The sequence below is a fragment of the Streptomyces sp. HB132 genome (assembly GCF_016909575.1).
Lineage (GTDB): Bacteria > Actinomycetota > Actinomycetes > Streptomycetales > Streptomycetaceae > Streptomyces.
On sequence record NZ_JAFBGA010000004.1, the window covers coordinates 115,700 to 128,157 of the forward strand.

Consider the following 12,458-nt stretch of genomic DNA (forward strand, 5'->3'; position numbering starts at 1 on the left):
AGCACCGGAGCGGTCGGCGATCCGAACGATCGACCGTCGACCACTCATTCGGTTGTGCTGTCAGAGCTGCAGAGCCGCGCTGAAGAATCCGACTGAGGGATCTTCCGGCGTCCCGATCAGTAGCGCTCGGTCCAACAGGCGGTTGTTGTGCTCGCAACTCGTCTCGGGGAGCATCACGCAGGCGTGGCAGGCGGCGAGGTTTGTCCCACCGGTGCCGGATGTCTCGGACTCCACGCAGAAAGGGTCGGCAGAGCACCACTCCGCGCGGTGGACGGCCGAACGGACCGACCGGTCGAGACGGTCCGGTTCACCCTGGGCGACGAGACCGCCGAGACTGCCCGCGGAGTCGCTCGTCGCCGTGTAGACGAGCACCCCGGCCATGTCCTCGGCGGCGTACAGACGTTCGCGCAGGGAAGCGGCCGGGTAGCCCGCCTCCAGGCTCCACTCGTCGATGAGGATGTGGGCAAGGGTGTGCAGCAGCACCATGCGAGGCGTGGCCGGCGAGGGGGCGACCTGACTCAGGTCGTCGGCGCGCTGCTCGAGCATCCGCTGATGTGCGGTACGCATCCGCTCGACTCGGGCCTCCACCGTCGCTGTCTTCTCCCAGGAGCCGAGTCGCTCCTCGTCCAGGCGGAGGAACACCCCCTCGCCCCAAACCTCCATCGCCGGAAGCCAGCGAAGGGGACGCTCGGAGAGTGGCATCTCCGTCGAATCGGTCGTCGACTCGGCGTCGATGAGCCGGGTGAACGCCTTGAGAGCGCGTACCTCGCGGAGCTTCTTGACCAACATCGGGCCGGTGACACCCAGTGGGTCAAGCACCCTCTGATCGCCCGGAGGGGTCTCGCAGACGAACTGCTCCTCGCGGGAGCGCCCACTTTCGTCGTTGCCCGAGCGGAGACGCTCGTACTCCTTATTGCGGAGGGCACGGTAGCGGTGGTCGAAGGTGGGAGTCGCTTCTCCGTCGGGGTCCTCTTCGCGCTCGGCGGCGAGCAGTGTCATCACCTCGTCCAGGGAGACAGGCCATTCGTCGTCGAAGACAGCGTCGAGGTAGATCGCGACGGCCGCCGGGTCGTCGTACTTCCTGAGCTTTTCCCAGTGGCCGTCGAGGGGATCCTCGCGGCGGTTGCTCCACGGCGGGATGGACAGCGCTGACTTCAGCACGGGCTGCCACACCGACGACGAACCACGCTGGAGCGTGCGCAGGGAGATGCCGCACCCCTGAACCGGGGTGGACGTGCCGAGCCACGGACGGGAGCCCCGGCACTTGAGGCCCAGGTCTCCCAAGGCGTTCCGGCGGAAGGAACCCTCCATCGAGACCTCGGGGGCCTGCCCGCAGGTGCAGGAGACAAGGATCGATCGCAGTGAGGACGTACGCCCGGACGAGCGCATCATCAGAGTTCCCCCGCACTTCCCGATCGTCGTGGACCCGCGGTCGGGCGAGCGGTGCACCCACTGCCAGTAGGGGAACTCGCCGATATGTCCGGCCTCGCAAGCGACGACGAAACGGGACGGGACGAGGTCGACACCGCAGGCACCACAGACGCTGCGACCGGCGGGCGGGTTGAAGCTGCCGTGTTGCTGCAGTTCGTTGCACTCGGGGCAGGAATGCATCAAAGGGAAGCGTCGGACCCGGAGACCGTCCTTGCTGGAGTCGCCGGACGCCGGCGGCAAGCGGAAGTGGTCGACGCCGAGCAGTCGAGCCAGGCGCCGTTCGCTGATCCGTGGTGATTCGTCGGCGTTCCAGCTCCGGTCGGCCTCGTCCAGGCCCGAGACGATGAAGGACTCCTGGTCGACGGCGATCAGTGAGCCGACGCCGTACGTGGTGATCGCCTGGGCACGGCGGACCGTGCCGCGCCGCGGAAGGCTGTGAGCGGGCGTGCCGCCTCCGGCGGCGGTCCGGCGACGACGTGCGGGGGGCGGGGTCATCGGGTCCCCTCCATGAACAGGGCGGTCTCGGCGTCGACATCGCGCAGACTCCACAGCGTGGGCCACGCCCCGGTGGCCTCGGACTCGTCGTCGTACGCCTTCAGGAGCGACGGGGCGCGATTGCCCCGGTTTGGTTCGAACAGCAGACCACTGTGGTTGCTGGCTTCCTTGCGCCACCACTCGACGAACTCGTCGAACCCGTGGGACACGGCCTCGGTCTCCTCCGGAGTGACCGCACCCACCCGGCTCATGAGCACCGGTTTGATGCGGTCTTTGAGAATGTGCATATAGGACTCGACCTTGCCGGCACTTTCGTTGGGGCGGGCGGAGGGGATCATGATGCGGGCGAGGGCGACGATCACAGCGTGCAGGCCCCGTTCGCGAGCACGGACGGAGAACGGCGTGACGGAGGTCGACTCGACTTCGCGGTACAGGGCCGAGTGGAAGTGCTGGAAGCTCTCGTAATGAGAACGGTCCCGGGAGCGCGTCGGGTTGAGCATGACGGCTACCAGTCCGGGGTGCGCGCGGCCGACCCGGCTGGTGGCTTGGATGTACTCGGCTGTCGTCTGCGGCTGCCCCATCACGGCCATGAGACCAAGACGGTTCACGTCCACGCCGACCGCGATCATGTTCGTGGCGAGCATGACGTCCACGGTGTCCTCGTCGGGGAGCTTCTTCTCGATTGCTTTGAGACGTGTGGGGATTTCGCTGGCGTCGATACGGCTGGTGAGTTCCGAGTAATTCGCGACTGTGCGGACAGCCACTTCCTCACGCTCGGCAAGCAGCTCCAGATAGGCCACCACGTCGTCGTGAACCTGGAGTTCCGCTGCGGAGAGCAGCCGGAGGCTGTTGAAGTAGCCGACCAGGCTCCAGTACGCGTCGCGTACCTCGTCCGAGGTGTTCGCGTTCTTGGCACGATGCAGGAGAGTGGCGTACGCCCGGATCAGCAGGGTGGACTGGCTCGTGCCGGGAGCCAGGAGACCGACGTAGCGGCGGCTCGCCTTCTCCTCACGCGGGGTCTCCACGGCGAACCACGAGTCGCGGGAGTCCAGGCCGGCGGGCGGAAACTGTCGTACGTCACGGGCGAAGAGGTAGAGGCCTTGATCGGCGGCGCGACGGATGGTCGCGGTGGACGCGATGACTTTCGGCCCTGCGGCGAGTGCGTCCACGGCGGTCTCGTACAGACCGGTGAGAGTTCCGAGCGGACCCGAGATCAGGTGAAGCTCGTCCTGGATGATCAGCTCCGGAGGAGGGGTGTCGTCGTCCGGGTCGTCGAGGTTGAAGAGCGCAGAGGTGGCCGGCCGCCACGGCATCGAGGCGAACTTGTCGACGGTGGCGATCACGAGTGTGGGTCGGGCGTTGTACACCGCCTCGTCGATCAGGTGGACGGGTAGGCCGTCGGTGAAGTCGCAGCCCGCGCCGGTGCAGCGGACGTGCATGCGTTTGGCGGCCTCGTCGACCTCGTAGTTGCGTGCGTCGAGGCGGGTCCCGCACCAGGGACAGGCGTGCAACTGGACAGGGTTCTCGGTGGCGAGGCGCTTGTCGAGGTTCGCGCGCAGCTCTTGAAGCTTGGTGCCGGCCACGGCCAGCGTGTTGGGGGTGGCGGACCGCCCCACCCACATGCCGACGGAAAACTCTTCATTCCCGAGTTCGGGAGTGTGGCGGCGTACCTGCTCCATGGCACACAGAAGGGTTGCCGCGCGCTCGAACTGTTGGAGAGTGAGCAGCCGAAGCGTGTAGCGCATGAGTACCGTGACACCGCCACCATCGGTGCCCTTGCGGATGCGCCGCAGAAAGGACGTCAGGGCGATCAGCCCGAGGTAGGCCTCCGTCTTGCCGCCACCGGTGGGGAACCACAGCAGGTCGGAGATCTTCCGGTCGGGGTGCTTGCGATCCTCGATGCCGGCTACGCAGAGCAACATGAAAGCGATCTGGAACGGGTACCATTCGCCGGCCGCCGGGTCGGGAGCGCCGACGCGTCCGTCCTTGACCCACTTGCTGCGGGCGCGCTGGTCGGCCATGGCACGGTTGGCCAGCCTGAAGGCTTGCATCAGGTCGGCTTCGGTCCGCAGTAGCTCTATGCCCTCGCGGATGCGGGCGAGCGCTTCGCGGCAGGCCCTGACCTGGTTCTGTGCTGACTTCACATGGGTGTCGTACGCCAGAGCATCGACCTCGGTCGACTTCCGGTCGATCCAGCGTTCGTAACCTGCGGCGAGTTCTTCGAGAACTGCAAGGACCTCGGCGTCGGGCTTCCCGGCCAGCCCCAGCATGGACAGGGACGAACTGTCGATCTCCGGATTGGAGTCGGTGAGGAGCACCTCCACGCTGGGCACGAACTCGCTCCGCACCTCGGTCACGGCGGCTGTGACGGAGTCGGTCATGCCGATCGGTGGTGGGGTCCACTTCCATGCGGCGGAGCAGCCGTGTCCGATCGCGAAAGTCGGCGCGTGGCGGTGCAGCAGACGGCTCGTGGCGATTTCCGGATCGTGGGCGGAGGCCGATGCGGGACGCTCGACGAACGCGGTGGAGCCGTCGGAGGCCCGTACGGTCAGCCCGCACTGGAAGAGCGAGAAGGCGTCCTGCAGATCCCGTTCACCGATCTTCTTCTTGTTGATCAGCGTCACCGTGACCGTGACTGTGCCGGTCCTACGATCGGGACGACGGACGATGACGTGCAACGCAACCGCCCCGGCGAGGAGTTCGATCGGTTCGGGCGTCGCAGGGGTGGTCACGTCGATGGGCTGGTCCGGAAGCTGCAATTCCCTGCGCCGCCAGTGCTCCCGTTGCTGGGCAGTGGTGCGGGCTTCGGCCCGGCGAGGGGGGATCGGATTGCCGTCGGCGTCGGTTGGCTCGTAGACGGCGGCGCGGGACGAGACGATGATCGACTCGCTTATGGTCGGATCGACCGCGAAGGTCAGCCCCATGGAGGAGGGACGCCTGTCTCCTGACGCGCCGACGTCCCTCACCGGCTCGGAGTCCTCGGCGTAGTCGCCGGAAGCCACGGACGTGGCGTCCGGGCCGTCTTGTTCGGCGGCGATCTCGACCGTTCTCTCCTTGGAGGCACGTGGGTACAGCACGCCGATCAGGTAGCGGTCGATCGGCGCGTCCTGGGTGAGCACCTCGACCCGTTCGTCCGGTGAGGCGTCCTCGGCGGGGCCGAGGAGCTCACGGCGCAGGCCCACCAGGAGTTCCTCGTCTCGCACCCGATAGTGCTCGGAGTGTCGGCCTGCCAGGTGTGTCATGCTCCCTGCTCCTTGTCGTTGTCGGCCCGCCGGAACCTTCCGACCCCGATGATCCTGGGGACGATCCACACACCTCGGTCGCCCAGTCCGGCGTTGGATCCCGCAGCGGTGCTGCCCGTAACGGTCTCCAGGGTGTCGATTCGAGGACCGTGAATCTCGTCGGGCCACCAGGGGGACCAGGTCCTGTTCACCTTCTGTACCTGGTACAGCGCCTCCCGGAACTGCCGCGAGACCTCGCCGATCTCCTTCCTGTCGTGCATCAAGGCGTACGGCGGGCTCTGCGACTCACCCATCGGCATGTCGTGGCGCTTGCGCAGCACCACCGGCTGCCCGGACCTGACCCGTTCCAGCAGGTAGGTCTGGGTGGCGACGGCGTCGCCGTCGTGGCAGGGCGGGTCGTCCCGGCAGACGTCGCCCGTCTCGGCGACGACGCCGAACCGGTCGTGGGGACGCCAGCCGCCGAGGTAGCGGCGGCCTGCGCCCCGTCTTCCCACCCGCCTGAACTGCGGTAGCTCGGGCGGCGTGATGTAGTACAGGTCGTGACGGGAGCGCGTCATTGCCACGTAGAGTGCGCGAGCCTCGGCGGGGAGGTCCAGCTCGTCCTTGTGACGCTTGTGCAGTTCCGCGACGGTCGGTGGAGTCAGCATGATCACCCGGTCGAACTCCAGGCCCTTGGCCCGATGCACGGTCGAGACGATGATCCGGGCGGTTTCCGGGTCGGCTGCCTCGTCGGGGAATCGGCCCTCGGCGATCGCACGGCGCAGCCGGCTCAGATCGATCACGTTCCGCCCGGATCCGCGAGCGACCCGACGCAGCGTGGTCCACAGGGCTGCCGCGTTCGGTTCGTACGGAAGGGGGATCTGCGTAAGCAGCGAGCGGAACCGGTCCTCCGTGAGGCCGGTCGCTTCCGTGCGGCGCAGCAACTCGGCGACCCAGTGTGGCACCGGACGCTCCTCCAGCGGACGCCGCAATCGGTGCTCGACATCGCGGGCGTGAAGCAACTCGGAAACCACAAGGGCCTCCCGGTTGTCCCGGGTGAGGATGGCGCAGGTGTCGGTGGAATCCCGTAGACCGGCCAGGGTGAACTCGTCGTCGAGGTCACCCATGGCGTTCACCGGGTCCAGAAGAAGCTCACGAAGCTCCTCGTAGAGCGTGCCGGCATCGGCCGGGTCGGTGAGATGCTGGAGGCGTGGTCCGTGTGCCAGGGCCACCCGGGCCTCCGGCGTGGTGGCACGGAAGTTCCCGGTCAGCCGCAGCTCCACCAGATCGTCGGGGTACGAGCAGCGCAGCCAGTCGAAGAAGCGGTTGATCTCGGCGACGCGTTCGCGAGGGTCCACGATCTGGAAGCCGTAGACGGACTGCGCGGCGTCCCCGACAACGGTGAAGCCGCAGCTGTCCTGGTACCGGTCGAGCAGAGTCTCCACCAGCTCGCGGCGCGCGCCCAACAGGTCCTGTACCTCGTCGATCACTACATGGGTCGGAGGCGCGGCCTCACCGATCTCCAGCGCGCCCTTCTCGATCGCCACGGCCGCGGCCTTGATCCGCTCGTCGAAGCCGGCCCATTCACCGTCCGGGTGGGCCTGCCGGAGCACTCCGTATGCCCAGGCGTCGAAGGTCTGAGCCCGGACCCGGCGGGCCCGCTCCCCATGTCGGGCGATCCGTTCGCGAAGCTCGCGTGCGGCGGCCCGGGAGAAGGTGAGTACGAGTATGTCGGCGGCGTCCAACGCCTCCTCAGGGTCCTCGTGTCCGCACAGCGCGTCGAGCCGGCGTACCAGGGTGTGCGTCTTTCCGGCCCCGGCGCCCGCGGTGACCAAAACACGGGCGTCCCAGGGTTGCTCGACCACGGCCCGTTGCTCGTCCGTCAGTGGCGGGCTGTCGAGGTAGGCGTCGGTCACTTCCTGCTCCAGAGGTGCTCGAACTGGGTGAAGGCCAGCTTGGTGTCGAAGTTCGCGATGTTGTCGCTGACGTTGAGGATCAGGCACGTGTCCTTGCCGCCGTTGAGCGGACCACGCAGGCCTCGACCGATCATCTGCTGGTAGACGTTGGTGCTGTACACGGGCCGGGCGACGACCACGGCACGAGTTGCGGGAGCGTCGAACCCTTGTGTCAGCACGCCGTAGTTGGTGAGTACCCGGATCCGGCCGTTGCGGAAGTTCTCGATGCGCGTGCGGCGGTCTTGCGTACTCGTCGTCGAGTCCACCGCGGCGGATGGGATTCCCCGATCGTTGAGCATGGCCGACAGGTACTTGGCATGGTCGACAGAGGTGGCGAACAGCAGCGTCGGCCAGCCCTCGGGCAGCGCGGCCACGGAATCGACGATGCGACGGCTGCGTGCGTGGTCGTCTGCCAGCCGTTGCTCGGCGGCACGGGAGAGCATCGCCATGCGCTCGGCTTGCGCCTTCTCGTCACGGGTCAGCTCGATCCGACCACCTTCCAACGTGCGATGCTCGACCTGTGCGAGCATCCCCCAGTGCTGGAGATCCCGGTACGGGTCGCCTGATGGAAAGACGCCCTCGTCGAGCCGCCGGTTGCCGAAGCGGTTGACCAAGCGGCGGGTCTCGTCCTCGTTGGTGTTGCGGAACGGGGTGGCGGTCAGGCCGATCAGGTGCCTGCCGGTCTCGTACTGGGTGAGCCCCAACAGGCTCAAGATTTCCGTGTACCTCTTGGCGATGGCGGTGTGGGCCTCGTCAACCATCACCAGGGCGGCCTGCTGCAACCACGCGTACTGTTCGGTTCCCAGGCAACGCTCCAGCTTGGCGTCGGTGGCGACCACCAGGTGGGGATGATCAATGACGTTCCCGACCTCGTTACTGCTCCAGAGACGGCTGATGGTCAGCGGCTTCTCCGCACCGACCTTGCTCCATACGAACTTCCAGCTCTGAACGGCCTGTTCGCACAGTTCTTCGGTCTGCGCGATCCAGAGCAGCGGTCCCCTCAGGTCGCCCACGCGCTTTACCCAGCGAATCACCGCCTCAGCGGTGACGCGGGTCTTGCCTGCTCCGGTCGGCAGCGACAGCATGCCGCGCTGGGGTGCCAGACGGTCGAGCATGGTGGTGATGTTGCGGACCAGGTCCTCCTGGTAGCCATGGAGGCTCGGGAAGTCCCGGGGGCCCTGGACGGTCTCGGACGACGGCGGTGCCGGGGTCCGCGAACCTGCGAACGACACGGGCAGTTTCAGGTCCGAGACGAAGGCGACGGCGACCGAGGAGCCGCTGTAGGACACCGGAGCGTCAGGGTACCGAGACTGGATGTCGCGGGCGTGTTGGTGAAGTACACCGTCACCGTGGGCATTGAACGCCATTTGTGCGATTCGCCGACCCGACGGCTCGATGCCGTTGGTCGCCTCCAGCTCTGCCCCCATGAGTCCTTCGGGGAGTCCGACCCGGAGTGCCTCGGCCCCGATCAGCAGCTCGATCTTGGCGACCACGTCCTCGGTGTCACGCACAGCCTTCCGCGCCGCCTGCGTCGCGCTGTCCCGGGCCATCCGGTCCTGGTGCTCGAGGACAGCTCTGCAGCCGGACGGACCGAGACCCAGACCCAGTTCACGATCGATCAGTCGCAGCATCGGTTCGGGTTCGAGAGGTACGCGGACCTTGACGGTGCTGTCATGGCGAACGGCGTCCAAGGGAGAGGCGTGCGTTCCGTTGGGGGTGCGCGTGACTTCCTCCAATTCGATGCACCGCTGGACCAGGCTGCTCCGATTGGTGCCGTTGAGATTCCGCCGAAGAGCGGGATACAGCTCGATCAGGGGGACCGGAGAGCCCTCGACGACCTCACGGGTCTCCCGGCTGATCACGTCGGCGTAGCGGAGCATGCCCCACTTCTCGACCATCAGCTCGGCGTCGGCGGAGGTGGGCACGAGCAGTGCCGGGAGCTGCTCGCCACGGAGCGCCCGATATTCGGCTGCCCCCACGGCGAGCGTGATCTCGTCGTCGGGGCGGGTGCCCCAGGTGTCGCCGATACGGCAGCGGGTGAGGGAGTCCGCGGGGAAGTCCGCGCCGAACCGGGTGAGCATGACGTATGTGGTGCCGACGAAGGAGTCGTCCTCGCTCCGGGTGACCTCGCCGAGGAGCGCGTCCCAGCGGTCAGCGGGTACTTCGTCGACCGTGGTCGGGAGCCGTAGTTTGCGAGCCTTCTCGGCTGAGATGTCGGCGACCGGCAGAACATCGCGGTAGGCGTCGAGTTGGGGACCCACAGCCTCTCCCAGCGGCTTGACCCCCTGGGACGTAACGACGGTGCCGTGTTTACGCAGCATCCAGCGGATCGGCGAGATCACAGTCTGCCGGGTGGCGTTCTGCGCACCGATCTGACGTGTCCAGTTGTCCACCACGGCGTCATCGGGCAGCGCCTTCAGGAACGCGGCACGGGAGGCTTCGGACAACGCGGGAAAGATGTGGAGCGGCCCACCGACAGCGGCGCCCTCGACCTTCAGGCGGTTCAGCGCGGGGCGGGGGGCACGACTGTCCAGCTTGCGCAGATACGCGGAATGGACGGCAGCACGGTAGGTGTCGAACCAGGCGGTTCCCTCCTTGGGTTGTACCCCTCCGGTGGGGCGCTCCAGGAGGCCGACCTGCGGGAAGAAGGCGATGTCGTCGGAGTGGAAGGCCATGTCCACGGCGATGCTCGGGTCACGCCCGGCATCGACCACCGGGCCTGGAAGCATGCAGTTCTCGATCGGTCGGAACCGACCGTCGGTGGTCCGTACGCACAGCGTCGAGCCGGGCGAGGGGACACGTTCAAGAAGCTTGTGCGTCAACCGGCGGATCCCGGCCTGACGGAACAGCTCCCAGAATCGCTCCCACTCGGCGTCCCTGTAACCGTCGAAGCCTTGGTCGAGGACGCTGACGAAGCGCCCCTCCACGTCGGCCTCGCGGATTCCGAGGACGTTGAGCGCGTGTGACAGTGACGGATCCTGGGCGAGCGCAGCGACCACGTACACCAGGGACTCGCGCAGTCCACCCTGATCGGCGCGGCGGAAGACCCGACCTCGCACGGGAGCAACCAGGCCGTGCTCCTCGGTGAGCACGATGTGTGCCTTGCGCGCTTCGTCCGCGTACGGAGAACCACGCTCCACCATGTCGGCGAGGATTCGCATCGCCACGGCAGAGGCTTCTGCGGTACCGCCGTCCACGAGGGCCTCCAGCCACGAGCGGACGTCCGACCGCTCGTGCCCGGCTGCACCGAGGATGTGCTCGACTTTCCCGGAACGCAGTACATCGGCCTCGACACTCGGGTGCAGCCAGTTCGCCGGCCGTCCCGGGCACTCGTGCCACATCCGCAGCCAGCCGGCCACCCTCTTCTGGTCTTTGTCGAGTCGGGGATGGATGCGCAGGTCGGTGGGGATACGGAGGATGCCGTCCTGGTCGGGCAGCGACGGACAGGTAGCGGCGCGGGCCCAGATCTCCCGAGTCAGGAACTCGTCCGCCCAACTGATCGCCTCCTTGACCCGTCCTGGAAGCAGACGGAGGTATGCGGCCGGGTCTTCGGCGGGCGTCAGTTCGGGGAGCGAGTCGATGACGAGCGCCGCCGATACCTTGATCATCTCCTGGTTGAAAGGCGACGAGTCGAGGAGGTTCTGCCGGTCCTCGTTGGTCTTCCAAGCGCCGTTGAGGATGCCGCTCAAAGACATCTCGTACTTGGTCGGAAAGTAGGACCAGAACCTGCCACGCCCACGGGTGCGCGAGTTGACGTACAGGCCGCTTTCCGCGTCCTTCTCCAGGGCGGGAACGCCCCAGGACAGAGCGAGTGACAGCCTGTCGTGGAGTTCGCCGGCGTCGGCCCGGGCGGCCGGACCGGGCTCGTGGGCGGTGGTGAACACCCTCCAACGCTCAGTGGTGGTGGCTCTTCCCGTCCGTTCCTGGATCACGGTGTGCAGGTCGCCGGAGTGCCGTGTGGTCAGGACTCGGCGAGCCGCAGGATGGGGACGGCGGTCCTCCAGGACCACCTTCGCCACGTGCGGTGAGAAAAGTTGGAAGCCCGTCGGGAACTCATCACGGGGCTCGCCGTGATCTTTGGCGCGACCGCCGTGCATGTCTCGTCCCAGACGCTCGTTCGCCTTGGCGAGCAAGGGGAGGCGGACGACGGTGGTTGCCCATGTCAGTAGCTCGTGCAGAACGGGGTCGGCAGCGCGTTCGACCTGTATGTCGAGTGGGCGCGCCATCCGAAGCACGGGGGCGTCGAATTGCTGACCGTACCGAGCGACGACGCCGGCCACCCCCTTGATCTGCTCGTACGACCATGCGCGGTTGAATCCGAAACTCCCGGTGCTGCTGAAGAATTCTGGTGCATCGGTCACCACGAGAACCGACTTCACACCGACTCCGAATCTTCCGATCTGTCCTCCACGCTTCTTCGACATACTCATGCGAAGGATTGTCTCCGCACCCTCGGGGGTGACCGGACTCCCTTCGTTCGCGCAGTACAGATGCGTTTCCGTAAGGGTTACGTGGACGCGCCCTCCAGGCTCTGCGGCGATCTCGTCGGCCGCATTCTGGACGAGTTCGAAGAGCTGGCGGTCGCCATACCCGCCCTGGGTGATCCGGCGCTCTCCATTCGCGTGCTCGGCTACGAGCCCCGGGTCGACGGCGTAAGTGTGGAGAACGCGAGAGGATTGCTCGAGAACGGTCTCGATCACTGGCTGATTCGAAGGTGACACGGCTCCTGCGCTCCTGATGTCAAGGTCCAGCTCTGGGCGAGAACCACTGGCCGGCTGCCAGAAGTGAACAGCCGGCCAGTCGTGCTCATGGGTGTGCGACGGCGCTGCAGCCTCACGCTCACGGCGAGCGTTCTCTGCCAACCCGTGGTGTCGGTGCTGAGGGTGCGACTCAGCCCGGGAGGGTGGGGCTGTCCGGCAGCTCCTGAACCTTCTTCGCCAAATCAGGGAATCCTTCGATGAAGTCGTCTCCGGGCAGGTCGAACCGCTCGAGAATTTCCGACACCTTGGCCTTGCTTCCTGCCGTCTCGATTTCCCAGTGAAATGCGCTCATTTCGCGGTACGAGTTCAAGTGGTCGCTGTATCCCTGTCCATCCATGAAGGTCTACCCCCGTGATGTGAAGTGGTCGATTTACACAGGGGTTTTGGGTGCGAATCCCCCCGTGGAAAGGGTCGTACTCGGGCGAGCCCCTTCCCCACGAAAACTCTAGTGGGTACAGGTCCTGCGCTGTCAGGACTTCCAGTGGGTATTCGATCCGATCTCTGGTATTGGATACAGCTGTGCCCCGGTCGCCCGGCCTTCCCGAATTCGGGGTTCGCGAGCAAGACGGCTCTTCCGTCCATATAAGAATATTGGC

General features: G+C 66.6%; 5 protein-coding genes. All 5 read right to left on the reverse strand.

Annotation, left to right across the window (positions count from 1 at the left end; translation table 11 throughout):
* Positions 1 to 60 precede the first annotated feature (60 nt).
* On the reverse strand, positions 61 to 1,926 hold the full coding sequence (drmB, locus tag JOC24_RS11490; protein WP_205020115.1) for a DUF1998 domain-containing protein: 1,866 nt from the start codon (positions 1,924 to 1,926) through the stop codon (positions 61 to 63).
* Positions 1,923 to 5,168: a helicase-related protein gene (locus JOC24_RS11495; RefSeq protein WP_205020116.1), complete on the reverse strand. Its 3,246-nt coding sequence runs from the start codon at positions 5,166 to 5,168 to the stop codon at positions 1,923 to 1,925. Before JOC24_RS11495 ends, drmB begins: the two co-directional genes overlap by 4 nt.
* Positions 5,165 to 7,063: a UvrD-helicase domain-containing protein gene (locus tag JOC24_RS11500; protein ID WP_205020117.1), complete on the reverse strand. Its 1,899-nt coding sequence runs from the start codon at positions 7,061 to 7,063 to the stop codon at positions 5,165 to 5,167. The genes JOC24_RS11495 and JOC24_RS11500 overlap by 4 nt, the downstream gene beginning before the upstream one ends.
* Positions 7,060 to 11,823, reverse strand: a complete 4,764-nt coding sequence (locus JOC24_RS11505) for a DEAD/DEAH box helicase (RefSeq protein ID WP_205020118.1) — start codon at positions 11,821 to 11,823, stop codon at positions 7,060 to 7,062. Before JOC24_RS11505 ends, JOC24_RS11500 begins: the two co-directional genes overlap by 4 nt.
* Positions 11,824 to 11,992: 169 nt before the next feature.
* Positions 11,993 to 12,172, reverse strand: a complete 180-nt coding sequence (locus JOC24_RS11510; RefSeq protein WP_205020119.1) for a hypothetical protein — start codon at positions 12,170 to 12,172, stop codon at positions 11,993 to 11,995.
* Between the last annotated feature and the right edge of the window lie 286 nt (positions 12,173 to 12,458).